The organism is Variovorax sp. FG153, from assembly GCF_057809595.1.
The window spans coordinates 24,101-49,175 of the sequence record NZ_JBMDKG010000065.1 but is presented as its reverse complement, the minus strand read 5'-3'; the positions used below and the strand labels follow the sequence as shown (position 1 = coordinate 49,175).

Here is a 25,075-nt window from a genome sequence, read left to right as displayed (position 1 = left end):
TCGACCGTGACCGCGAAGTCGGTGCCGTGGTCGAGGTTGAAGCCGCGCAGGAAGTGCTGGTTGGCCTTGCCGTCGCCCGAGTGCTGCGTGGCGACCACGCCCGGCACGGCCTCGACGATGTCGCCGGGGCGCAGCTTGGGGCGGGCCTGGAACGAGGCCTTCTCCACCGCGCCCTCGCTCGCGCTGTCGGCCGTGCCGATGGCCGCGTCGCGCGGGCCGCTGACCTCGATCGGCGGCAGGTGGACGGGCTGGGCCCAGGCCGGAGCGCCGGCGAGCACCGCGGTGGCGAACAGGCACGGGGAGCGCCGTGGGAGGATGCGCATGGAGTCCGTCTTTTTGTATGAACAACTTCTAATTATTCATACGACGCGGCGCGGCAACCATACGCCAATCGGCGCACGCGGCGCTCAGTTCAGCGGCTTCAGATGGCGGTGCGGCCTGGCGTTGCCATGAGCGTGGGACTCGCCCGCGTCGAGCGGCACGAGGTGCACGTTGCCGTGGCGCACCCCGCGCAGCGCCACCAGCTGCTCGGCGCAGGCCCGCACCGCGGCGGTGGGGCCGCGCAGCACCACGGTCTCGAGGCAATGGTCGTGGTCGAGGTGGGTGTGCAGGCTGGTGATCACCAGGTCGTGGTGGTCGTGCTGCAGATCGAGCACCCGCGTGGTCACGGTCTGCTCGTGGTGGTCGTAGACATAGCTGACGTTGGCGACGCACCAGTTCGAGCGCTTCGCCGCCGGCTTGTCGAGCGAGGCGCTGCCCAGGCGCGAGCGGATCAGGTCGCGCACGGCCTCGGAGCGATTGACGTAGCCCTTGGCGGCAATGAAGGCGTCGAACTGGGCCGCGAGGTCGTCGTCGAGGGAAATGGTGAAGCGTTGCATGGCGAAATTATGGAGGGGCCCCGGCGCCGGGTCTCGCGTGCTTTCACCGGCCGCGAAAGCTCCGCGCCTCGAAGCTAAACCACGCGGAGGCTCGTGTTCCTAAAGTGGCGCCACGGGCCACGACGATGGCCCCGAACAGGAAAAGAGATGCCTTCCCGAGACAACGAAACCATCGACCCCATCACCCTCGAAATCTGGTGGAGTCGCCTCGTCGCCATTGCCGACGAGGCGGCGACCGCGCTGCTTCGGACCGCCTTCTCGACCATCGTGCGCGAGTCGAACGACTTCGCCACGGTGCTGATGAACCGGCACGGCCAGTCGATCGCCGAGAGCACCGGCGGGATTCCCGCCTTCGCCGGCATCGTGCCGCGCACCACCAAAGCCATGCTCGAAGCCTACCCGGCGTCCGGCTGGCGCGAGGGCGATTGCCTGATCACCAACAACCCGTGGCTGGCGACCGGCCATCTGCCCGACATCGCGATCGTCACGCCGATCTTCTTCGCGGGCGAACTCGCCGGCTTCGCGGGATCGGTCGCGCATTCGCCCGACATCGGCGGCAATCCGGGTGCCGGCGCGCAGGAGCTCTACGAGGAAGGCGTGTGCATCCCGCCGATGCACCTCTACCGCGCGGGCCGGCGCAACGACGACATGCTCAAGCTGTTCCTCAACAATGTGCGCCTGCCCGAGCAGGTGCTCGGCGACATCGAAGCGCAGGTCACGGCCAACGAGGTGTGCCGCCGCCGCACCGTGGACTTCATGACCGATGCCGGCCTGCGCTCGCTCGACGCCCTCTCGGAGGCGGTGCACGCGCGCTCGGAGATGGCGGTGCGCAAGGCGATCGCCGCGATTCCCGACGGCCGCTACGAATCCGCCATCGATGCCGACGGCTTCGCGCACCGGCCCACGCACATCCGGTGCGCGATCACCATCAGCGGCGACTCCATGACGGTGGACTACGAAGGCAGTTCGCCCCAGGTGGACCGCGGCACCAACTGCACGATGAACTACACGCAGGCCTACTCGGTCTATCCGATCAAGTGCGTGCTCGATCCCGCGACGCGCAGGAACGAGGGCTCGTACCGGCCGATCCTGGTCAAGGCGCCCGAAGGCAGCATCCTCAATGCGCGACATCCGGCCGCCGTGGCGGCGCGTCACCTGACCGGCCACATGCTGTGCTGCGCGATCTACCAGGCGCTGGCGCGCGTGATCCCGGACCAGGTGCTGGCCGATAGCGGCGGCACGCCGGCGATGCGGGTGCGCTTCAGCGGTGCCACCGGCTCGGGCTCGCGCTTCGCGCAGATCCTGTTCGCCAGCGGCGGCATGGGGGCGTCGGCGCAGGGTGACGGGCTGTCGACCACGGCCTTCCCCACCAACTCGGGCGCCGGCAGCATCGAGGCGCTGGAAGCGGTGGCGCCGGTGCTGGTGCGCCGCAAGGAATACCGCACCGACTCCGGCGGCGCGGGCCGGCACCGTGGCGGGCTGGGGCAGCGCTGCGAGGTCGAGAACATCACCGGGCGGCCCATGCAACTGGCGCTGCTCGCCGACCGCGAGCGCCATCCCGCGCTCGGCATCCTCGGCGGCCAGCCCGGCGCGCCCACGGCCGCCTCGCTGTCGAATGGAGCGGCGCTGCCGCTGAAATCCAAGGTCGAATTCCCGCCGGGCGAATGCGTGACGCTGCTGTTCGCGGGCGGCGGCGGCTACGGTCCGCCGCGAGAGCGCGACCCGGAGCGCTTGCGCCGCGACGTCTCGGACGGCTTCGTGTCGCCCGCGGCCGCCCTGGCCAGCTATGGACAGGCCGAGGGAGCGGCGCGATGACAAAGACCACCCGCATCGGCGTCGACATCGGCGGCACCTTCACCGACTTCGTGCTGCACGACGAGGCACGCGGCATCACGCGCACCGGCAAGCGGCTGACCACGCCGGCGCAGCCGAGCCAGGCCATCGTCGAAGGCATCGAGCGGCTGCTGGACGAGACCGGCACGCGGGCCGGCCAGATCGCCAGCATCGTCCATGGCACGACGTTGATCACGAACACCGTGCTCGAGCGCACCGGCGCCAAGGTCGGGCTGCTGGCCACCGAGGGCTTCCGCGATGTGCTCGAGATGGGGCGGGAGAGCCGCTACGACGTCGACGACCTGTTCCTGCAGCCGGCGCCGCTGATCGTGCCGCGCTCGCTGCGCCTGGCGGTGGGTGGCCGGCTGCTCGCCGACGGCAGCGAACGCACGCCGCTCGACGAGGAGGGCGTGGCGCGCGCGGTGCGCGCGCTGGTGGAGGAGCACCGCATCGAGGCCCTGGCGATCGCCTTCTTCCATGCCTACCGCAATCCCGCGCACGAGCGGCGCGCGCGGCAGATCGTGCACGGCTTGTATCCCGGCCTGCTCGTGAGCCTGTCGGCCGAGGTCGCGCCGGAGATCCGCGAGTTCGAGCGCACCACCACCGCCTGCGTCAATGCCTACGTGCAGCCGCGCGTGCACGGCTATCTCGACCGGCTCGGCGCCGACCTGGCGGCATTGGGTTTCGAGGGCGACCTGAGGATCATGCTGTCCGGCGGCGGCATCACCACGGTCGACGAGGCCAAGCGCTATCCGGTGCGCCTGATCGAATCGGGCCCGGCGGCCGGCGCGATGGCGGCCGCCTTCGTGGCACGCAGCGCCGGCGAGCCGCGCATGGTGTCGTTCGACGTCGGCGGGACCACCGCCAAGATGTGCCTCATCGAGCAGGGGCAGCCGCACCTGAAGCACGACTTCGAGGCCGGGCGTCTGCGCAAGTTCAAGCAGGGCTCGGGCCTGCCGCTCAAGGTCACGGTCATCGACATGATCGAGATCGGCTCGGGCGGCGGCTCGATCGCCGCGGTGGATGGGGTGGGCCTGATGAAGGTCGGCCCGCGCAGCGCGAGTTCCGTGCCGGGGCCGGTCTGCTACAACCGCGGCGGCACCGAGCCGACGGTGACCGACGCCGACCTGCTGCTGGGTTGCCTCGACCCCGCATTCTTCCTCGGTGGCGAGATGACGCTGTCGATCGACAAGGTCCGCTCGGCCGTCGGCGAGAAGCTGGCCGGCCCGCTGGGCATCGGCCGTGAGGAGGCGGCGCGCGGGATCCGCAGCATCGTCGACGAAAGCATGGCCGCGGCCACGCGCATGCACCTGGCCGAGAAGGGCAAGGACCCGCGTGCCTACACGCTGTTCGCTTTCGGTGGCGCCGGTCCGGTCCACGCCTATGCGCTCGCCAAGCTGCTGAAGATGCGCAGGATCATCGTGCCGATGGGGGCTGGCGTGATCTCGGCGCTCGGGTTCCTGGTGGCGGCGCCCGCGGTCGACGAGGTGCGCGGCTACGTGAGCAGCCTGGACCGGGTCGACTGGGACTACGTCAATGGCATCTATGCCGAGATGGAGGCATCGGCCCGCGCGCTGCTGCTCGGGGCCGGCGGCGACGCACGCGAGATCTCGCTGCGCTGGTCGGCGGACATGCGCTACCTGGGCCAGGGCTTCGAGATCACCGTGGACATTCCGCGCGGCCCCCTGGGCGCGGCCGACCGCGGCGCGATCCGCGATGCCTTCGTCGCCACCTACGCGGCGCGCTTCGACCGCACGGTGCGCGACGTCGGCATCGAGGCGATCAACTGGCGCCTGTCGGCGAGCCTGCCCGCGCAGGACATCAGCCTCGCGCATGCACCGCTGCAAAGCGACCCGCTGCGCGGCGTGCGGGTGGTGAATTTCGCGGAGTTCGGCGACCTGCCGGCGCGGGTCTACGACCGCTATGCGCTCAAGCCCGGCGACCGCTTCCAGGGGCCGGCCGTGGTCGAGGAGCGCGAATCGAGCTGCAGCTTCGGTCCCGATTGCGTGTTCTCCATCGACCGGCACTTCAACCTGGTCATCGAGATCGGCGCCGCGCCGGAAGCGGCGGCGAGCCGAGGCCCGGCGGTCGAGGAGGCCCTCGCGCCATGAACGCGCCTGTGCAGTCGCGGCGCGTGGTCGTCACGCAGCGCTTCTTCGATGCGCAGGCCCGCGCCTTTCTCGAACAGCACGGCTGCACGGTGAGCGAAGTCGAGCTTCCGGCCGGCGTGGCCGATGGGGATCTCGGCGTCGACGTCCTGCGGCGCCATCTCGAGGGCGCGCAGGGCTGGATCGTCGGTCATGCGCGCGTCGACGACGAGTTGCTGCGCACGCTGCCCGCGCTGCGGGTCATCGCGCGCCGCGGCGTCGGCCACGAACGGGTGGACCGTGACGCGGTGCGCCGCCATGGCAAGGTCGCGACCATCGCCGCGGGCGGCAACGACGCCGCGGTGGCCGATCACGCGATCGCGCTGATGCTGGCGCTGGGACGCCGCCTGCACGAGGCGCGGGCAGGACTTGCCGCGGACGACTGGTCGATCCCGCTGGGCAGCGAGCTCTACCGCAAGACCGTCGGCGTGGTGGGACTCGGGCGCATCGGCCGCGGCGTGGCGAGACGCCTGCGCGGCTTCGAGGCCCGGGTGTTGATCGCCACGCCCGAGCGCGACGAGGCCTTCGCCGCCGAGCAGGGCGCGCGCTTCGCGAGCCTCGACGAACTGCTGGCCTGCGCCGACATCGTCAGCCTGCACGCGCCGCTGACGCCGGCGACGCACAGGTTGATCGATGCCGCGGCGCTGGCACGCATGAAGCGCGACGCCATCCTGGTCAATACCGCGCGCGGCGGACTGGTCGACGATGCCGCGCTGCTGGCCGCGCTCGAGGAAGGACGGCTCGGCGGCGCGGGGCTCGACGTGTTCGAGAGCGAGGCCGATTCCGGCTTGCGGGCGGTCACGCGCGCACTGGTGCGGCTGCCGCAGGTGGTCGCCACGCCGCATGCGGGGGCCTCGACCGCCGAGAGCCTCGCGCGCACGAACCTGATCGCGGCGCGCTGCGTGGTGCAGGTCCTCGATGGCGGGGCGCCGCCCGCCGAATGCCTCCTGGCCGATGGCCGCTCTCCCCACCTCTCCTGATGAAAGAAGAACGATGCAGACAAGCGTGAAAGTCCTGGTTCCCTCGGGCTCGATCGGCGCGGGCGCGCGATCGCAGCAGCCCTTCGAGCGCGGCATGCGCGAACGCCCCGACGTGATCGCCGTGGACGGCGGCTCCACCGATTCCGGTCCGCACTACCTGGGATCGGGCCAGGCCAAATGCTCGGTGGGCGCGCTGCGCTACGAGCTGCGGCAACTGATGGTCGCACGCGCCGAGCTGGGCATTCCGCTCATCGTCGGCAGTTGCGGCACCTGCGGCTCCGATGCCGGCGTGGACCTCATGCGCGATCTGTGCCGCGAGATCGCGATCGAGCTCGGACAGACGGTGCGCGTGGCCTGCATCTACAGCGAGCAGTCGGCCGAGGCGGTGAAGACGGCGCTGGCGCAAGGCCGCATTGCCAGCCTGCAGCCCCCGTTGTCGATCGACGACGCGCTGATCGAGCGCTGCTCGCACATCGTCGCGGCCATGGGCGTGGAGCCGATCATCCATGCGCTCGGACAGGGCGTGGACATCGTGCTCGCCGGGCGTGCGACGGACACGGCTTTGATGGCGGCCGTGCCGCTGATGCGCGGTGTCCATGCCGGGGCCGCCTGGCACGCGGGCAAGATCCTGGAGTGCGGCGCGCACTGCACCACCAAGCCGATGGCGGGCGCCGTGATGGCGACCATCGACCAGACCGGCTTCACCGTGCAGGCCCTGGCCGAGGGCGCGCGCGCCACGCCGCGGACCGTGCTGGCGCACATGCTCTACGAGAACTCGAACCCGCACGTGCTGGTCGAGCCGGGCGGCACGCTCGAGGTCGAGCAGGCCCGTTACGAATCGATCGACGACCGGCGCGTGCGCGTCGAGGGCTCGACCTGGACGCCGGCCGATGCCTATACCGTCAAGCTCGAGGGCGCGGCGCCGGCCGGCCATCAGGCGCTGATCATGTGCCTGCTGCGCGCGTCGCGCTACAAGGACCGTTTCGACGAATGGCTCGGAAATCTCGAGCGGCGCTCGCGCGAACTGATCGCGCTGCAGCTCAAGCTGGAGCGCGGCGACTACCATCTGCAGTTCCGCGCCATCGGCCGCGACGCGACGCTCGGTGCGCTGGAATCGCTTCCGGGCAGCCCGGCCGAGATCGGGGTGATGGCGATCGTCACCTCGCCCACGCAGGAACGCACCCGGGAATTGCTGGCGATCCTCAACTCGCCGATGCTGCATTTCCCGCTGCCGGACGACGAGGAGCTGCCCACGCACTGCTTCCCGCTGTCGCCCGCCTCGATGAACCGGGGCGTAGTCTACGAGTTCGTGCTCAACCACGTGATGACGGTGTCCGATCCGCTGTCGCCGTTCCGTTTCGACTACGCCACCTTCGGAGAACCGCAGTGACCCGCCCCGATCCTTCCAGCTACGACGTACGCTCCAAGAATGCCGGACCGTTCTGGCTCACCATCGACATCTTCTGCCACGATGCCCGGGCCTTCCGGGCGCTGTGCGACGAGCCTCGGCTGCAGGCCGACGAGATCGCCCGGCTGCTGCGCGGCGATGCCGCCAGCGTGAAGGTGTTTCGCATCGAGGCCCTCAACGTCATCAAGATCAGCCTGCCGAGGCCGGTGGTGCAGGGTTCGCTCGAGGACCGCGACCTGCACGGCGCGCAGTGGGCCCATCTCGTGCAGGAATCGCTGGCGCGCGATTGATGCGCGCGCCGACCTGCCTTTCGAACAACGACAAGAGGCCGCGTCCGATGCGGACTGCCGGAGACACGACATGCCAACGACGACCATCCCTTTCAACCCGCGGCGCCGTCGCGCGCTGACCATCGGTGCCGCCGCATTCCTGCCCGTCCCCTTCGCCTGGGCGCAGGGCTATCCGACGAAGCCGATCCGGCTGATCCTGCCCAATGCGCCGGGCTCCTCGGTCGACAACATGGCGCGCCAGCTCGCGGTCGGACTCGGCACCGCGCTCGGCCAGTCGATCGTGGTCGAGAACGTGCCCGGCTCGGGCGGGCTGATCGGCATCAGCCAGATGCTGCGCGCGCCGCGCGACGGCTACACCATCGGCATGGTGGCGAACAACTATGCGATCGGTCCCAGCCTCTATCGGCTGCCCTACGACCCCACCAGGGACATCGTCCCGGTGTCGCTGCTGGTGACGGGGCCGATGGTGCTGGTCACGCATCCCGCTCTGCCGGCCCGCACGCTGGCGGATTTCATCGCGCTCGCGAAGTCGCGGCCGGTCGAGAAGTCGCTGAGCTTCGGCAGCGCTGGCGTGGGCACCGTCGGCCACCTCGCGGGCGAGCTGATGGCGACGTCGGCCGACGTGAAGCTGCTGCATGTGCCCTACAAGGGCAACAACAATTTCACCACCGACCTCGTCGGCGGACAGCTCGATGCCGGCTTCATCGCGGCGGGCGTCGCGATGCCGCTGGTCAGGCAGGGCAGTCTGCGCGCGCTGGCGCTCACCACGCCGAGGCGGCTGGCGCTGTTGCCCGAGGTTGCGCCGATGGCCGAGGCCGGGTTGCCCGGGTTCGATCTCGGCGGCTGGCAGGCGATGATCGCGCCGGCCGGCATTCCGGCGCCAGCGCTCGAGCGGCTCAACGCCGAGATCGTCCGCGTGCTGAAGTCGAAGGAGGTCTCCCGCTTCGTCGAGGAGCAGGGCAGCCAGGTGGTGGCGAGTTCGCCGGCGGAGGCCGGGAAGCTGATCGCACGCGACATCGCGCGCTATGCGGACTTGTCGCGTCGCATCGGCCTGAAGCCCGAGAATTGAGGCGCCGCCCGCGCCGAAGGGCCGGCAGCCGCCGGTTGCGATGCGCCACCGGCGAACCCTTCACCCAGCCGACGAGGCGGCCGCCATGAAGCAACTCGAGTTCACCACCCTCCGGCTCTTCGCCGCCGTCGCGGAGGCGGGCAGCCTTTCGGCGGCCGCGGAGAAAAGCAATATCGCGGTGGCGGCGGTCAGCAAGCGCATCAGCGATCTCGAGAGCTCGACGGGCAGCCAGTTCTTCCATCGCCATGCGCGCGGCATGACGCTCACGCCCGCAGGGCGCGCCTTGCTGCAGCACGCCAGGCAGATCCTGTTCGGTGTCGATCGCATGCACATGGACCTGAGCCAGTACGCGCTCGGCGCGAAGGGGATGGTGCGCGTGGCGGCGACGGGTTCGGCGGTCACGCAATTCCTGCCGGGCGAGCTCAAGCGCTTCGGCGACCTGCATCCGAACATCGCCATCGACCTGTCGGAATGGACGAGCGAGCAGATCGTCGACGCCGTGCTCGACGGACGCGTGGACATGGGCATCTTCATCGGGCCCAGCGGCAACGATGCGATCGCCACCTATCCGTACCACACCGATCGGCTGTGCCTGGTGGTGCCCAAGGGCCACCCGCTGGCCGCGCGCCCCAGCGTGCGCTTCGCCGACACGCTGGACGAGGACTTCATCGGCCTGTCGCCGAGCAGCTCGATCGCGCAGCACCTGATGGCGGCGAGCGGCGGCAAGCTCAAGGTGCGCATCAACGTGCGCGGCTGCGATGCACTGTGCCGAATGGTGGCCGAGGGCCTGGGCATCGGCGTGAGTCCCTACCTGATCGTGCGGCACTACGTGTCGGCCACGCCGGTCGAGCTGGTGGCGCTCGAGGACGATTGGGCGCGGCGCCAGCTGCTGATCGGCATCCGTTCGGGCGACGACGGCTTGTCGGGAGCCGCGCAGTCCTTTCTCGCGCACTGCATCGAGGCGGCCGCGCGCCCGCCCGGCTGAGGCTTTCTCCAGCGGCGAAGGGCGTCCGCTCTCGAAGCTAAACCGCGCCGCCGCCCTTCTTTCTAAATTCCAGTGGCCCTCGCACCGGCGGTGCGAGCAGGCAGACAAGAACCACTGGAGACAACCCATGAAACCAAGCCTTGCCGCGACCGCGGCAGTCGCTGCGGCCTGCGCCGCTTCCGCCGCTTCGGGGCAGTCGTCGATCTTCATGTTCGGCGTGGTCGACACGGCCATCGGCACGTTCTCGAGCCGCGCCGAGCCTTCCTTGCGCACGCTCGCCAGCGATCCCGCGGCGGCGGCACGCGGCGCCATCGGCCTGCGCCGCAACGCGATGATCAACTCGGGCCACAACTCGAGCCGCTTCGGCTTTCGGGGCACGGAAGACCTCGGCGGCGGCCTGGTCGCGAGCTTCTGGCTCGAGGCACCGATCTCGAACGACGACGGCCAGACCGGCATCGCCTCGTTCTCGCGCCGCTCCACCGTCAGCCTGTCGGGCGGCTTCGGCGAGATCCGGCTGGGCCGCGACTACACGCCCACCTTCTGGAACGACTCGGTGATGGACCCCTTCGGCCAGGTCGGGCCGGGAACGAACCTGCTGCTCGCGGCCAGCACGAGCGAGCCGGGCTTCGGTGCCAACGGCAACTACGCGCGCGTCGGCAATTCGGTGGGCTATTTCCTGCCGAAGGATCTCGGCGGCTTCTATGGGCAGCTGATGTATGGCTTTCACGAGAACACGCGCTACACGCCGGGCGACAGCACGCCGCCGGGCATCGGGCCTTCCGGCCGGCTCAACGCCGGCGCGGTGCCGGCGGTGCGTGCCGGCCGCTATCTCGGCGGGCGCTTCGGCTATGCGAGCGGCCCGCTCGACATCGCCCTGGCCTACAGCACCAACACCGTGGCCGACAGCTTCTATGCGGGAACCACGGACAGCGTGCGCACGGCCAATCTCGGCGTGGCCTACGACTTCGAGGTGGCCAAGCTCACGGCGGAGCTCTCGCGCGTGGAGCGCGTGCGCAGGTACGCGCAGCCGCCTGCCGTGGGCGTGGTGCCGGACACGGAGCTTTCGGGCTATCTGCTCGGCGTGCAGGTGCCGATCGGGCCGGGCCTGATCCGCGCGTCCTATGCGCGGGTGCGCTACGACCTGAACGCGGCGTTCCCCGCGGCCGATCCCTCGGCGTCGAAGCTCGCGATCGGCTACGTGCACAACCTCTCGAAGCGTACGGCGCTGTATGTCACGGCGGCGCGGGTGCGCAATCGCAACGGGGCTGCGTTGATCGTCGGCGGGGCGCCCGCGTTCACAGCGACCGCGGGCTATGTGCCCGCGACCTCGACCGGCTACGTGATGGGCGTGCGGCACGCCTTCTGAGCCGGGCGCGAGGGGAGGGCGCGCCGGCCCAGGGCGTTGAGCAGGGCTGCGAATCCGGGGTTTGTACTACATCAAACATGATATATCATGTGTCAAACTTCGAAAAAGCAGCCAAGGATCCCGCATGCCGTCCGTGTCGTCCGTCGCCTCGTCCCCCTTGTCGAACCGTCACGATCTCCAGCTCCGGCAACGCGCCGCCAAGGTCGTGCCCGGCGGCATGACGGGGCACCTAAATGCGGCCTCGCTGCCCGCGGGCTATCCGCAGTTCTTCGAGCGCGGCCAGGGCTGCCGCGTCTGGGATGTCGACGGCAACGAATACATCGACTTCATGTGCAGCTGGGGCCCGAACCTGCTGGGCCATCACCATCCGGTGGTCGATGAAGCGGCCCGCAAGCAGCAGGCGCTGGGCGACTGCCTCGATGGCCCCACGGCGCGCTTCGTCGAGCTGGCCGAGCGCTTCGTCGCGCGCAGCGCCCATGCCGACTGGGTGCTGTTCCAGAAGAACGGCACCGACGCCACCACCGTCTGCCTCATGGTGGCGCGCGCGGCCACCGGCAAGCGCAAGGTGCTGGTCGCGACCAAGGCCTATCACGGCGCCGATCCCTGGTGCACGCCGATCCCCCAGGGCATCACGCCCGAGGACCGCGCGCACCTGATCCACTACACCTACAACGACATCGCGAGCCTCGAGGCCGCGGTCGCACAGGCAGGCTCCGATCTGGCGGCCATCGTCTGCGCGGCCTTCAAGCACGACCTGGGCGTGGACCAGGAGTTGCCCACGCCCGAGTTCGCACGCCGCGCCCGCGAGCTGTGCGACCAGGCCGGTGCCGCGCTGATCCTCGACGAGGTGCGCGCGGGCTTTCGCGTGCATGCGGGCGGCAGCTGGGAGACCGTGGGCGTGCGCCCCGACCTCAGCGCCTGGAGCAAGTCGATCGCCAATGGCTACGCACTCGCGGCCGTGACCGGTGTCGATGCGTTGCGCGAAGCGGCCACGCGCATCTACACCACGGGCTCGTTCTGGTCGGGCGGCGTGGCGATGGCCGCGGGCCTGGCGACGATCGAGGTGGCCGATGCGCAGGAAGTGGTGGGCCATGTGCAGGCCATGGGCCAGCGTTTCCGCGACGGCATCGCCGCGCAGGCCGCGAGCCATGGCGTGCCGGTGCGCCAGACGGGTCCGGCGGCGCTGCCGCTGATCCTGTTCGACGAGGACCCGGGTTTCGACAAGGGCGCGGTGTTCACGGTCGAGGCGCTGCGCCGCGGTGTCTACCTGCATCCGAAGCACAACATGTTCCTGTCGCTGGCACACACCGTGCAAGACATCGACCAGGCCCTGCAGGCCACCGACGCGGCCTTCGCCGCCGTCGCCCAACGCTTCCGCTGAGCCGCTCCCGTGCGAGTCCCCGAAACGCCGACGCCACAATAGCCGCGCGATTCACGCACCCGCACTCAAGGAGAGAGAAGCCATGGCAACCCCCGTCATCAACGTGGTCGAACGCACCAACCTCGCGAGCCAGATCTACGAGCACCTGCGCGAGCAGCTGATGTCGGCCACTTTCCAGCCGGGCCAGCGCCTGAAGATCCGCGAGCTGGCCAAGACCATGGGCACCAGCGAGACGCCGGTGCGCGAAGCCCTGATCCAGCTGGTGCGCGACCGCGCGCTCGAGATGAAGGAGGGCTACTTCATCCGCGTACGCCAGCTCACGCTGGCCGAGTACCTCGAGCTGCGCGACATCCGCTTCGCGCTCGAGCCGCTGGCGGCCGAGCGTGCCGTGCCCCTGCTCGACAACGCCACGATCAAGCAGCTCACCGAGAGCCATCGCCTGCTGGTGCGCGCTGAGAAGACCAAGGACTACCGCGCGGCCCTGCAGCACAACTTCGATTTCCATTTCGGCATCTACCGCCACTCGGGCATGCCGCAGCTCACCGAGCTGCTGGACCGCATCTGGGTGCAGGTCGGTCCGATGCTGAACTTCCTCTACCCGCACGGCCATCCGACCTACGAGGCCGAGCACCAGCATGTGAACGTGCTGCGCGGCCTGCAGCTGCGCGACACGGCGATGGTGCGCAAGGCCATCGAGGACGACCTGATCGAAGGCGGCCGCGACTTCGTGCGCGTGCTGAAGGAAATCGATGCGAATCCCGCGCGCGCCGAGGAACTGCTCGCGCTGCGCAACCAGCCACCCCCCTCCAGCAGAAAGAAAAGCCCGACATGACGGACCCCGGCAGCGCCCTGCACCCCACGGCATTCCCTCCCGATTGGCAACGCCGCGACCGCCTCGCGCTGCCCGTGCCGCAACTCCGGCGCGTGGCGCACACCTTGCGCCGCCAGGTCATCGAGCTCGTGCGCCGCCATGGCCAGGGCTATGTGCAGCAGGGCCTGGGCGCCGCCGAGATCTTCGCGAGCCTCTATTTCCACGAGGCACGCATCGACCCCGCCGACGCACGCTGGGAGGAGCGCGACCGCTGCATCCTCTCGACCGCGCACAACTCGGCGCTGTTCCATGCGGCGCTCGCGCTGCGCGGCATGATCCCCTCGGTCTCGCTCGACGACTACGTGAAGGACGGCTCGGCGCTCGAGATCAATGTCTCGGAGCGGCTCGGCCCCGTGGTCGAAGGCACCTTCGGCTCGCTGGGCCAGGGCATGTCGGTGGCCGCCGGCATGGCGCTGGCCTCGCGCATCCGCGGCATCGACTACCGCGTGAACGTGGTGCTCGGCGACGGCGAGCTCGAGGAGGGCCAGGTCTGGGAGGCCGCGATGCTCGCGGGCTCCGAGGGCCTGCACAACCTCTGCGTGGTGCTCGACCTCAACTGGATGCAGGTCGAGGGCCACACCGACAGCGTGCTGCGCCTCTCGCCCATCGCCGACAAGTTCCGTGCCTTCAACTGGCAGGTGATCGAGCTCGACGGCCACGACCTCGAGGCGCTGCTCGCGGCCTTCGCGGCCGCGCGCGGGCAGACCGCGCGGCCGACCATGATCGTCGCCACCACGGTGCCCGGCAAGGGCGTGAGCCTGCTCGAGGGCGTGATCAGCCACAACGCGAAGCTGCCGGCCGAGGTGGCCGACGCGGCGCTGCGCGAACTGGGAGAGATGGCATGAACGCGAACATCAAGGCGCCGGCGCGCACACTCGAGGTCGAGGACTTCACGCAGGGCGGTGCCCACACCGCGATGTCGGCCGCGCAATCGGCGGGTGCATCTTCGGTGCCGCGCTACTACGGCGAGGCGCTGCTGGCATTGGCGCGCGAACGCCGGAACATCGTCGCGCTGTCGGCCGACCTCACCTCGTCGACCGAGACCGACATCTTCCGCGACACCTTTCCCGAGCGCTTCCTGAACCCCGGCATCGCCGAGGCCAACATGGTGGGCGTGGCCGGCGGCCTCGCGCGCAGCGGGCTGCAGGCCTGGGTCCATACCTTCTGCGTGTTCGCCACGCGCCGGCCCTTCGACCAGATCGCGATGCAGGTCGCCTACCCGCGCACTGACGTCAAGATCGTCGGTTTCCTGCCGGGCCTGTCGACCATCCTCGGCGTGAGCCACCAGGCGATCGACGACATCGCGCTGATGCGCGCGCTGCCGAACATGACGGTGATCGAGCCCTCGGGCCCGGCGCAGGTGCCGGCCGCGGTGCGCGCGGCCGCCGACCACAAGGGCCCGGTCTATCTGCGGCTGCTGCGCGCGTCCGCGGCCCTGCCCGAAGGCACGCCCTGGGAGCCGCTCGAGCTCGGCCGCATCCAGCCGCTGGACGACGGCGATGGCGAGGCGTTGATCGTCGCGAGCGGCCTGATGGTCGAGCCCGCGAAGGCGGCGGCGCGCGCGCTGCGTGCGCAGGGCATCGCGGTCGCCGTGGCCAATGCGCACACGCTCAAGCCTTTCGACGAGGCCTTCATCCAGCGGCAGCTCGCGCGCCGGCGCCTGATCGTGACGGTGGAGAACCACTCGATCGTCGGCGGCCTGGGCTCGGCCGTGGCCGAGGTGCTGGCCGAGGCCGGCGCCGGCACGCGGCTGGTGCGCCTGGGCGTGCGCGACCGCTTCGCGCAGGGCGCGTCGATGCCCTGGCTGTTCGAGCGCCACGGCCTCACGGCGCAGGGCATCGCCGACGCGGTGCGCGCGGCACTGGCTTCGGGCGAGAAGACGCGATGACCGATACCGTGCTGGTGCCCGAGCTCTGCCGGCTGCCCGCGCGCGAGCTGGCGGCGCTGATCCGGCGCCGCGCGCTGTCGTCGCGCGAGGTGGTGAGCGCCTTCCTGCAGCAGGTCGATGCGCTGAACCCGCGCTTCAACGCGATCGTCTCGCGCGTCGAGCGCGAGCAGGTGCTGGCCGAGGCCGACGCGGCCGATGCCGCGGTGGCGCGCGGCGACTCACTGGGCGCGCTGCACGGCCTGCCGCAGGCGATCAAGGACACGGCGCCGGTGCGCGGCCTGCGCTCCACCTTCGGTTCGCCGCTGTTCGCCGACCACCTGCCGGCGGCCGACGCGATCATGGTCGAGCGCATGCGCGCGGCCGGCGCGATCTTCATCGGCAAGACCAACGTGCCCGAGTTCGGCCTGGGCTCGCACACCTACAACCCGGTGTTCGGCGCCACCGGCAATGCCTGGGACCCGCGCTTCAGCGCCGGCGGCTCCAGCGGTGGCACCGCAGTGGCGCTCGCGCTGCGCATGCTGCCGGTGGCCGACGGCGCCGACATGGGTGGCTCGCTGCGCAACCCGGCGGCCTTCAACAACGTGCTGGGGCTGCGGCCCTCGCAGGGGCGGGTGCCGTTCTGGCCGCGCGGCGATGCCTTCCTCGGGCAACTGACCACCGAAGGCCCGATGGGCCGCAGCGCCGACGACCTCGCGCTGCTGCTGTCGGTGCAGTCGGGCTACGACGCGCGCGCGCCGCTGTCGCTCGACGGCGCGGTGCCCGACTGGCACGACCGCCTCGAGCGCGATTTCGCCGGTGCGCGCATCGGCTGGCTCGGCGACCTCGGCGGCCACCTGCCGTTCGAACCCGGCATCCTCGCGCTGTGCGAATCGGCGCTCGCGCGCTTCGGGGATGCGGGCCTGCGGGTCGAGCCGGTGCGTACCGACTTCGATTGGGAACGCGTCTGGCACGCCTTCACCGTGCTGCGCCAGTTCATCATCGGCGGCAAGCATGGCGCGCATTACGACGTACCGGCCTCGCGCGCGCTGCAGAAGCCCGAGCTGCAATGGGAGATCGAGCAGTACCGCAAGCTCTCGGCCGACGACCTCTACCGCGCCGCGCTCGACCGCACCGCCTGGTACGACCGCCTGCTGGGCCTGTTCGAGCGGCACGACTTCCTCGCGCTGCCGACCGCGCAGGTCTTCCCCTTCGCGATCGAGGAGCATTGGCCGCGCGAGATCGCGGGCCGTGCCATGAGCAGCTACCACCGCTGGATGGAAGTGGTCACGCCCGGCACGCTGTCGGGCTGCCCGGTCATCAGCCTGCCCGTGGGCTTCGATGCGCGCGGCCTGCCGATGGGCATGCAGATCATCGGCCGTCCGCGCGACGACCTCTCGGTGCTGCAACTCACCCACCTCTACGAAAGCCTCAGTCCCTTCCTGCGGATGGCGCCACCCGCGCTGCGCATGGATTGAGGGGCGGGCTCCCGCACACACGCAGAACGAACGAGACAAGGAGCACCCCCCGATGAACCCGACCCGCCCGCTCAAGGGACTGCACGCTCCGGTGGACCTGTGGCGCGATGCCTGGGGCATTCCGCATCTGCGCGCCGCCAATGCCGACGACGCCTTTTTCGCGCTCGGCCATGTGCATGCGAGCGACCGCCTGTGGCAGATGGACGCGCTGCGCCGCCGCGCGATCGGCCGCTATGCCGAATGGATCGGCCCGGCCGCCGTGCCGATGGACATGCTGGTGCGCCGGCTCGGCCTGGCCGAGTGCAGCCGCCGCGACTTGGCCGCGCTCGGCGCCCCCGCGCGCGCGATGCTCGCGGCCTACACCGCGGGCGTGAATGCCTTCATTGCGAAGGGCGAGCTGTCGCCCGAGTACGCGCTGCTCGGCGAGACGCCCGAGCCCTGGGAGGAATGGCACAGCATCGCGGTGCTGCGCCAGACCGGGCTGCTGCTGAACTCGGTCTATCCGAAGCTGTGGCGTGCCATCGCGCTGCCGGTGATCGGCGCCGAGGCGATCGACCGCCTGCGCATGGACGACGGCGGCAAGGAGCTGGTCTGCCTGCCGCCGGGTTCGCTGGCCGGGCGCCTGTCGCCCGACATGGCCGAGCTGGCCGATGCCATCTCGGCCTTCATCGGCGAGGCCGACACCGAGGCGGCCGGCGGCGGCAGCAACAACTGGGCGGTTCACGGCAGCCGCACCCGCAGCGGCCGGCCGCTGGTGGCCGGCGATCCGCACCGCGTGCTCGACATGCCCAACATGTACCTGCAGTGCCACCTGGCCTGCGATGCCTTCGACGTGATCGGCCTGACCTCGCCGGGCGTGCCGGGCTTTCCGCACTTCGCGCACAACCCCGACGTGGCGTGGTGCGTGACGGTGGCCTTCGTCGACACGGCCGACGTCTACCTCGAGCGCTTCGCCGACGAGGGCCGGCGCTACCTGCGCAGCGATGCGCCCGGCGGCGGCGATGCGCAATGGGCCGAGGTCGAGCGCCGCGTGGAACGCATCCGCGTGCGCGGCCAGGCCGACGTGGACTGCGAGATCCTCGTGACCGCGCGCGGCCCGGTGGTGGCCGGCGATGCGAGGAGCGGCAGCGCGCTGGTGCTGCGCCATTCGGCCGACGTGGAGGCCGACCGCTCGCTCGACTGCATGCGCCCGATGATGGAGGCGCGCAGCGTCGATGCGCTGTTCGAGTCGGTGCGCGGCTGGGGCCTGGTCGACCACAACCTGGTGGCCGGCGACACCCAGGGCCACATCGGCCACCACGTGCGCGCCAAGGTGCCGCGGCGCGCGGCCGCCAACGGCTGGCTGCCGGTGCCGGGCTGGCTCGACCGCCATGCCTGGAAGGGCTGGATCGACTGGGAGCGCATGCCGCGCCAGATCGATCCCGAAGCGGGCCTCATCGTCACCGCCAACAACCGCGTGGTCGATCGCCATGACGACTATCTCTGCACCGACTGCCATCCGCCGCATCGCGCGCAGCGCATCTGGCAACTGCTGACCGCGATGGAATCGGCCGATGTCGCGGGCATGGAGGCCGTGCACCGCGACACGCTGAGCCTGCCGGCGCGCGAAATCTGTGCGCGGCTCGCACCGTTGACGCTGGCCGATGCCCCATCGCGTGCATTGCGCGACCGCCTCGTGGCCTGGGACGCGCGCCTCGAGGCCGACTCGCAGGAAGCCGATGCCTATGTTTCGCTGCGCATGGCGCTGGCGCGCGCGGTGGCGCGGCGCAGCGGGCTCGCCGCGCTCGACGTGAGCCGGCAGCGCACCGTGCCGCCCGGCTTGGCGATCGACTACCAGCTCGGCTGGTGCGTGCCGCAGTTGCTGCGTGCCGACGATCGCGCGCTGCTCGGCGGCGCGAGCTGGGACGAGGTGCTGACCGAGGCCCTGGCCGAGGTCGCGCGCCTGCCGCTGGCGGCATGGGGCGAGCGGCACCGGCTCGAGCTGCGCCATCCGCTGGCGCCGGTGTTCCCCGCCGAGCCCTTGGTGGCGACGCGCGACATGGGCGCGATCGGCGGCGACAACGAAACCGTCTTCACCACCGGCTACCTGCCGCACCTGGGCCTGCACGCGCACTACGCCTCGCTGGCGCGCTACGTGTTCGACGTGGGGCAGTGGGAGGCCTGCCGCTGGATCGTGTTCCACGGCGCGGCCGGCGATCCGCGCGATGCGCACTACGCCGACCAGAGCGACACCTGGCGGCGCGCGGAAACGGTGCCGATGCACTACGACTGGCGCATCGTGGCGGCCGAAGCCGCTTCGCACGCGCGGCTCGTGCCGGCCTGAGGCCGCGGCGCGCGAGCGCCGCCGGCATCGCGAGCACAGCGCCTGCCGCAAGGTCGGCGCAAAAAAGAGAAAGCGCGCACAGCTCTTGCATGGGAGATGCCCGGATTGTCTTCGTTTGACACATGATATATCGTGTATCAAATTTCATATCGAGAGATTTCCAGCGTTTTTCCACGAACCCTCGAAACCCTGAAAGGAACCCGGCTCATGAAGAATTCCCCTCCCCTGTACGCACAGCTCGCCGGCTGGGCGGTGGCATGCGCGATGGGCGCGGCCGCGACCGCCGTGTGCGCGCAGAACGCACCCGCGCCGGCCGCCAAGACCCTGCGCATGGCGATCAACAACGACCTCAAGGTGGTCGACCCGCTGTTCAGCAACACCTACGTGACGCGCGACTACGGCTACATGGCCTTCGACACGCTGTTCTCGCGCGACAGCAAAGGCGAGCCCAAGCCGCAGATGCTCGAGCGCTTCACGCAGTCGCCCGACAACAAGGCCTGGACCTTCACGCTGCGTCCGAGCCTGAAGTTCTCCGATGGCAGCGCCGTGACATCGGCCGACGTGGTGGCCACGCTGCAGCGCTGGGCCAAGCGCGCGACCATGGGCCTGCTGCTGGCCGACTCGGGCGCGGAGTGGAAGGTGGTCGACGACAAGACCTTCTCGCTGCAGCTCAAGGAGGGCATGGGTCAGGTGCCGCTGATCCTCGCGGCCAAGACGCTGTTCATCGTGCCCGAGAAGCAGGCCAAGGCCTTCCCCGACGCGCCGATCCCCGAACCCATCGGCTCGGGCCCGTTCATCTTCAAGCGCGACGAATGGATCCCGGGCAACCGCATGGTGTTCGTGCGCAATCCAAACTACGTGCCGCGCAGCGAGCCGGCCGACGGCCTGGCCGGCGGCAAGCGCGTGAAGCTCGACCGCGTCGAGTGGCGCTACATGCCCGATGCCAACACCTCCACCTCGGCGCTGAAGAACGGCGAGGTCGACATCGTCAACGTGGTGCCGCCCGACTACCAGGCCGCGCTGCGCACCGACGCCAACGTGCGTCTCGCGCAGACCGGCATCTGGCAGCCGTTCATGGTGGCCAACACGCTGGCACCGCCGTTCAACAACCCGAAGGCGCGCGCGGCGCTGCTGCACCTGGTGAACCAGGAGGAGATCCTCGCGGGCATGGGCTTCACGCCCGAGCCCGGCAAGTCCTTCTACTGCCCGGCCGTGTTCATGTGCGGCGCGCCCAACGAGACCGCCGCGGGCGCGGAAGCCTTCAGAAAGCAGGACTTCGAGAAGGCCAAGGCGCTGCTCAAGGAGGCCGGCTACAAGGGCGAGAAGATCGTGTTCCTGCAGCCTACCGACGGCACGCAGTCGATGGCCGCGCTGATCTGGATCCAGTACCTGAAGAAGGCCGGCCTGAATCTCGACGTGCAGGTGATGGACCAGTCCTCGGTGCTGGCGCGCGTCTACAAGAAGGAAGGCCCGGCGCAGGGCGGCTGGAGCCTCTACCTCACGGCCTCGAAGAATGCGGACGTCGACACGCCGCTGACCAACGGCTGGGTGCTCTCGTCGTGCAAGGGCAGCGTGGTGCCGGGCTGGCCCTGCGACGCGAAGATCGACGAACTGCGCGACGCCTGGATCCGCGAGGGCGATGCCGCCAAGCGCAAGCAGCTGGTGGACAACCTGCAGCGCCGCTTCTATGAAGCGCCGCCCTACATCCCCTACGGCCAGTACCCGGCCACCTTCGCGGCGCGCAAGGACGTGAAGGGCACCGAGCTGTTCGGCATGGGCATCCCGATCATGTGGAACGTCGAGAAGTAAGGGGACCGCGGCATGGAATATGTGATCCGGCGCGTGCTCGCCACGGTGCCGGTGATGCTGGTGGTGTCGGTGATCGTGTTCCTGCTGATCCACCTCGCCCCCGGCGATCCGGTGCTGCTGATCGTCGGCGACTTCGCCACGCCCGAGCAGATCGCGCAGACGCGCGCCGCCCTGGGGCTGGACCAGCCGCTGTGGCACCAGTTCGTGGTCTGGGTCGGCAACGTGGTGCGCGGCGACTTCGGCGTCTCGCTGTTCAACCAGATGCCGGTGTCGCAACTGCTGGGCCAGCGCATCGGCGCCACGCTGTCGATCGCCTTCTTCACCATCCTGGTGGCGGTGATGCTGTCGATCCCGCTGGGCGTGCTCGCGGCCTACCGCGCCGGCAGCTGGATCGACCGGCTGGTGATGGTGTTCGCGGTGTGCGCGTTCTCGATGCCGGTGTTCCTCACCGGCTACCTGCTGGTCTACACCTTCGCGCTCAAGCTGCAGTGGCTGCCGGTGCAGGGCTACCGCGGCATCGCCGAGGGCGTGCTGCCCTGGCTCAAGCACCTGGTGCTGCCGTGCCTGAACCTCGGGCTGCTCTACACCGCGCTGCTCACGCGCATGACGCGCGCCTCGATGCTCGAGGTGCTGCACGAGGACTACATCCGCACCGCGCGCGCCAAGGGCCTGGGCGTGCTGCCGGTGCTGGGCCATGCGTTGCGCAACGCGGCGATCCCGATCGTCACCACCATCGGCGTGGGCATCGCGCTGCTGCTGGGCGGCGTGGTGGTCACCGAGACCGTGTTCTCGATTCCGGGACTCGGCAGTCTGGTGGTCGACGCGGTGCAGCACCACGACTACCCGGTGATCCAGAGCCTGCTGCTGCTGTCGGCGGCGGCCTATGTGCTGATCAACCTGCTGGTCGACCTGAGCTACAGCCTGTTCGACCCGCGCATCCGCTATTGAGGCCCCGCGAATGACCGAAGCCATCCTGAACCCCGGCGCCGCGCGGCGTCCTCCCTCGCCGGCGCTGCGGCTGCTGCGGAAGCACTACACGCTGATCCTCGGCGTGCTGATCTTGCTGGTGGTGGTCACGGCCGCGCTGGGCGCGCCGTGGATCGCGACCCACGATCCGCAGGCCATCAACCCGATCGCGCGCATGAAGGCGCCCTCGGCCGAGCATTACTTCGGCACCGATGCGCTCGGGCGCGACACCTTCAGCCGCGCCGTCTGGGGCGCCCGCGTCTCGCTCGTGACCGGCGCCTCGGTGGCGCTGCTGGCCACGCTGCTGGGCGTGCTGCTCGGCCTGCTGGCGGGCTTCGTGCGCTGGACCGACGGGCCGATCATGCGCGTGATGGACGGCCTGATGGCGATCCCCGGCATCCTGCTGGCGATCGCGCTGATGGCGCTCACCAAGGCCAGCCTGACGACGGTGATCGTCGCCATCACCGTGCCCGAGGTGCCGCGCATGGTGCGGCTGGTGCGCGCGCTCTCGCTGTCGCTGCGCGAGCGGCTCTACGTGGAGGCCGCGCATGCGCTGGGCACGCGGCTGCGCACCATCCTGTGGCGGCACGTGCTGCCCAACATCCTGGCGCCGCTGCTGGTGCAGGCCACTTTCATCGCCGCGTCGGCCGTGCTGGCCGAGGCCGCGCTGTCCTTCCTCGGCGTCGGCGTGCCGCCGCAGGTGCCGAGCTGGGGCAACATGATCTCGGAAGGCCGCAACCTGATCGCGATCGTGTTCTATCCCATCGTGTTCCCGGGCCTGCTGCTCGGGCTCACGGTGCTGGCGATCAACCTGCTGGGCGACGGCCTGCGCGATGCGCTCGACCCGCACGTGGCGCGCCAGCTCTGAGGACATGTCCATGAACGACACCCCCCTGGCCGCCAAGGGCGCGGCGCACCGCGCGGGCGATGCGCCGCTGCTCGAGATCGACGGCCTGCACACCTACTTCGACACCCTGGCCGGCGAGGTGCGCTCGGTCCACGGCGTCTCCTACCGCGTCGAGGCCGGCCAGACGGTCGGCGTGGTCGGCGAGTCGGGCTGCGGCAAGAGCGTGACGGCGCTGTCCGTGATGCGGCTGATCCAGACCCCGCCCGGGCGCTTCGCCGGCGGCGCCATCCGCTACCGCGGCACCGACCTGCTGAAACTCAGCGAGGCCGAGATGCGCCGCATCCGCGGCAACCGCATCTCGATGATCTTCCAGGAACCGATGACCTCGCTGAACCCGGTGCTGACCGTGGGCCGGCAGATCGCCGAGACCGTGATGCTGCACCAGCAGGTGGGGCGCCGCGAGGCGCTGGCGCGCGCCACCGAGATGCTGCGGCTGGTGCAGATCCCCGAGCCGCAGCGGCGCGTGAACGAGTATCCGCACCAGCTCTCGGGCGGCATGCGCCAGCGCGTGATGATCGCGCTGGCCCTGGCCTGCCATCCCGAGCTGCTGATCGCCGACGAACCGACCACCGCGCTCGACGTGACGATCCAGGCCCAGATCCTCGAGCTGCTGCGCGGCCTGCAGCGCGAGCTCGGCATGGGCATCGTGATGATCACGCACGACCTCGGCGTGGTGGCCGAATGCTGCGACCGCGTGGTCGTGATGTATGCCGGGCGCAAGGTGGAGGAGGCCGACGTGCTCGACCTGTTCGAGCGTCCGCTGCACCCCTACACGCGCGCGCTGATGGCCTCGATGCCTTCGATGAACACCCACAGTGCGCGGCTGACCGAGATCCCCGGCATCGTGCCCTCGCCGCACGAGGCGGTGCGCGGCTGCGCCTTCGCGCCGCGCTGCGGTTTCGCCAGCGAGCGCTGCCGCAACGAGGTGCCGCCGCTCGAGGAACACGGCGCGGGCGCGTCGCACCTGTCGGCCTGCTTCCATGTCGATGAGCTGGTGCGCACGACCGAGGTACCGACGGCCCAGGCCGCGTTGATGCAGGAGGCCGGCGCATGAGACACCCTGTGTCAACCCCCGACCGTTCTGAGCATGTTTTGCATGGCGCCGTGATGAGCGGGATCGTAGGGCTTGCGCTCGACCCACGCGCGCCAGATGACGCGTACCCAGGCGCGGCACAGGATGCGCACGGCATGCGGATGGTCACATCCACGGGCGCGCGCCTTGGCATAGACCTCGGCGGCCCAGGCGTTGGCATGGCGCGAGTTATCGGCCAGGCAGGTCAGGGCCGCGCGCAAGCGGTGGTTGCAGGCCCACCGGAACGCCACGGCCTTGGATTTGCCCGAGGCGTAGGTGACGGGGGCGACGCCGGCCTCGGCGGCCAACTGCGCATCGGTGTCAAAGCGTTCACGCACGCTGCCCAACTCGGCCAGGATCTGTGCGGCACAAATGCGCCCGGCGCGTGGGAAGCTCATCAGGATGCGGCCGTCGTCGCTGGCAGCCACGTGGTGTTCGATGCGAGCGGACAGCAGGCGGATCTGCTCGACCAGGCGCATCAGTGTGCGCACCAGGCAGCGCACCAATTCACCCTTTGCATCCATCTCCAATTCTCCGCAGACAGGCGCTGGCGCCTCGTGCAACCGCTGCAGCAATTCCTCGGGCGAACGCCGACCGCAGTAGGCGTGCTGGGCGCAGAAGGCCGCCATGCGCTTGGGCCCCAGGCGGGCGGCGCTCTCCGCGGTAGGGTAGCGCTCGATGAAGGCCAGCGCGATGGGCGAATCAACGTCGGCGAAGACGACGCCAGCGCCTGGCCAGAAAGACTCCAGCAGGCTGCGCAGCTGGTTGGCCAATTGCACCCGCGTGGCCACCAGGTCGTCACGCCCGCGTACCAGCGTACGCAAGGCGCGGATCTCAACGCCCTGCGGGCTCAGTGGCTTGAACCGATGGCTATCGGTGCGCAGCAGGTCGGCCAGCAAATACGCATCGCTGGCATCGCTCTTGGCGCCGTGGCTGCGGTAGCGTGGGCGCGTGGCCTTGACAGCGTTGGGGTGGATCGGCACCACCACGATGCCGGCCTCCACCAAGGTGTCAACGACCAGGCCCGACGGACGCTCGATGGCCACCGGCGGACAGTGCCAATGCTTCAAGCGACGCAGCAACTCGGCCAGGCCGGCAGCGTTGTGCGCCACCTCCAGGCGTTCGCGCACGCTGCCCTGTGCATCGATGATGCACACCGCGTGCGACTGGCTGGCCCAATCCAGCCCGGCGAAGAAAGTACCCATAGACAGTCTCCTTGCTTTTGCGGTATGACTTGCCGTGTCGGAAGCCCACGCGGGTCGCTCACTGATCGGCGCTCCTGGCGGTACACCTTGGCGCTACACCCTGTAGCCCGTCTGGGTCTTCCGGCACCCCGAGGGCCGCGGGTCTCATACGGGCCATCGCATGGCCAGCGCTACAGGCAGTCACCCCGGGGGCACGGAAGTCGGGCAGAACGTTCTGCCTATGCAACTCCTTCGGTCAAGCCA

20 protein-coding genes and 1 pseudogene are annotated in these 25,075 nt (G+C 70.0%); 18 read left to right on the top strand and 3 right to left on the bottom strand.

All coding sequences use genetic code 11. The annotated features are described in order from the left end of the window. A pseudogene (locus tag ACODT0_RS39005) lies at positions 1–323 on the bottom strand (TonB-dependent receptor); the annotation flags it as partial. Between the two features lie 84 nt (positions 324–407). After that, positions 408–878 carry a nickel-responsive transcriptional regulator NikR gene (nikR, locus tag ACODT0_RS39000; protein WP_057597242.1) on the bottom strand — a complete coding sequence of 157 codons (471 nt, stop codon included), beginning with the start codon at positions 876–878 and terminating at the stop codon, positions 408–410. A 147-nt stretch (positions 879–1,025) separates the two neighbouring features. On the opposite strand from nikR, the gene ACODT0_RS38995 reads away from it, so the two are divergent. The 18 genes from ACODT0_RS38995 to ACODT0_RS38910 all read left to right on the top strand — a co-directional run bounded on the left by ACODT0_RS38995 (position 1,026) and on the right by ACODT0_RS38910 (position 23,609). Continuing rightward, positions 1,026–2,693, top strand: coding sequence for a hydantoinase B/oxoprolinase family protein (locus ACODT0_RS38995; protein ID WP_057597243.1), 1,668 nt, complete (start codon positions 1,026–1,028; stop codon positions 2,691–2,693). Then, positions 2,690–4,822, top strand: a complete 2,133-nt coding sequence (locus ACODT0_RS38990) for a hydantoinase/oxoprolinase family protein (RefSeq protein ID WP_057597244.1) — start codon at positions 2,690–2,692, stop codon at positions 4,820–4,822. Before ACODT0_RS38995 ends, ACODT0_RS38990 begins: the two co-directional genes overlap by 4 nt. Beyond that, on the top strand, positions 4,819–5,838 hold the full coding sequence (locus ACODT0_RS38985; protein WP_057597245.1) for a phosphoglycerate dehydrogenase: 1,020 nt from the start codon (positions 4,819–4,821) through the stop codon (positions 5,836–5,838). Before ACODT0_RS38990 ends, ACODT0_RS38985 begins: the two co-directional genes overlap by 4 nt. Positions 5,839–5,863: 25 nt before the next feature. Then, positions 5,864–7,228 (top strand): acyclic terpene utilization AtuA family protein, encoded by a 1,365-nt coding sequence (locus ACODT0_RS38980; RefSeq protein WP_412179598.1) that lies wholly within the window; start codon positions 5,864–5,866, stop codon positions 7,226–7,228. Next, positions 7,225–7,536 (top strand): DUF4387 family protein, encoded by a 312-nt coding sequence (locus ACODT0_RS38975; RefSeq protein WP_057597247.1) that lies wholly within the window; start codon positions 7,225–7,227, stop codon positions 7,534–7,536. The genes ACODT0_RS38980 and ACODT0_RS38975 overlap by 4 nt, the downstream gene beginning before the upstream one ends. Before the next feature lie 70 nt (positions 7,537–7,606). Beyond that, positions 7,607–8,605: a Bug family tripartite tricarboxylate transporter substrate binding protein gene (locus tag ACODT0_RS38970; RefSeq protein ID WP_057597248.1), complete on the top strand. Its 999-nt coding sequence runs from the start codon at positions 7,607–7,609 to the stop codon at positions 8,603–8,605. An 85-nt stretch (positions 8,606–8,690) separates the two neighbouring features. After that, a complete protein-coding gene (locus ACODT0_RS38965; protein ID WP_057597249.1) occupies positions 8,691–9,590 on the top strand; it encodes a LysR family transcriptional regulator in 900 nt (299 codons plus the stop codon). Between the two features lie 127 nt (positions 9,591–9,717). Continuing rightward, positions 9,718–10,956, top strand: a complete 1,239-nt coding sequence (locus tag ACODT0_RS38960; protein WP_489043782.1) for a porin — start codon at positions 9,718–9,720, stop codon at positions 10,954–10,956. Between the two features lie 217 nt (positions 10,957–11,173). Continuing rightward, positions 11,174–12,337 carry an aminotransferase class III-fold pyridoxal phosphate-dependent enzyme gene (locus ACODT0_RS38955; protein WP_489043781.1) on the top strand — a complete coding sequence of 388 codons (1,164 nt, stop codon included), beginning with the start codon at positions 11,174–11,176 and terminating at the stop codon, positions 12,335–12,337. Positions 12,338–12,419: 82 nt separating this feature from the next. Beyond that, the gene (locus ACODT0_RS38950) at positions 12,420–13,169 is read left to right on the top strand and encodes a GntR family transcriptional regulator (protein WP_057597252.1); all 750 of its coding nucleotides are present in this window, start codon (positions 12,420–12,422) and stop codon (positions 13,167–13,169) included. Continuing rightward, a complete protein-coding gene (locus tag ACODT0_RS38945; RefSeq protein ID WP_057597253.1) occupies positions 13,166–14,053 on the top strand; it encodes a transketolase in 888 nt (295 codons plus the stop codon). Before ACODT0_RS38950 ends, ACODT0_RS38945 begins: the two co-directional genes overlap by 4 nt. Continuing rightward, on the top strand, positions 14,050–15,096 hold the full coding sequence (locus tag ACODT0_RS38940; RefSeq protein ID WP_082322229.1) for a transketolase family protein: 1,047 nt from the start codon (positions 14,050–14,052) through the stop codon (positions 15,094–15,096). Before ACODT0_RS38945 ends, ACODT0_RS38940 begins: the two co-directional genes overlap by 4 nt. Then, positions 15,093–16,550, top strand: coding sequence for an amidase (locus ACODT0_RS38935; protein WP_489043780.1), 1,458 nt, complete (start codon positions 15,093–15,095; stop codon positions 16,548–16,550). The genes ACODT0_RS38940 and ACODT0_RS38935 overlap by 4 nt, the downstream gene beginning before the upstream one ends. Before the next feature lie 52 nt (positions 16,551–16,602). Then, on the top strand, positions 16,603–18,873 hold the full coding sequence (locus tag ACODT0_RS38930; protein WP_489043779.1) for a penicillin acylase family protein: 2,271 nt from the start codon (positions 16,603–16,605) through the stop codon (positions 18,871–18,873). Between the two features lie 207 nt (positions 18,874–19,080). Further along, positions 19,081–20,682 carry an ABC transporter substrate-binding protein gene (locus ACODT0_RS38925; protein WP_489043778.1) on the top strand — a complete coding sequence of 534 codons (1,602 nt, stop codon included), beginning with the start codon at positions 19,081–19,083 and terminating at the stop codon, positions 20,680–20,682. Between the two features lie 12 nt (positions 20,683–20,694). Further along, positions 20,695–21,630 carry an ABC transporter permease gene (locus ACODT0_RS38920; protein WP_057597732.1) on the top strand — a complete coding sequence of 312 codons (936 nt, stop codon included), beginning with the start codon at positions 20,695–20,697 and terminating at the stop codon, positions 21,628–21,630. Positions 21,631–21,640: 10 nt separating this feature from the next. Continuing rightward, on the top strand, positions 21,641–22,516 hold the full coding sequence (locus tag ACODT0_RS38915) for an ABC transporter permease (RefSeq protein WP_057597733.1): 876 nt from the start codon (positions 21,641–21,643) through the stop codon (positions 22,514–22,516). A gap of 10 nt (positions 22,517–22,526) precedes the next feature. Then, positions 22,527–23,609: an ABC transporter ATP-binding protein gene (locus tag ACODT0_RS38910; protein ID WP_057597734.1), complete on the top strand. Its 1,083-nt coding sequence runs from the start codon at positions 22,527–22,529 to the stop codon at positions 23,607–23,609. A gap of 11 nt (positions 23,610–23,620) precedes the next feature. Here ACODT0_RS38910 and ACODT0_RS38905 read toward each other — a convergent pair whose 3' ends face one another. Continuing rightward, complete coding sequence (locus tag ACODT0_RS38905) at positions 23,621–24,832, bottom strand: IS110 family RNA-guided transposase (protein ID WP_489043777.1); 1,212 nt, start codon at positions 24,830–24,832, stop codon at positions 23,621–23,623. Between the last annotated feature and the right edge of the window lie 243 nt (positions 24,833–25,075).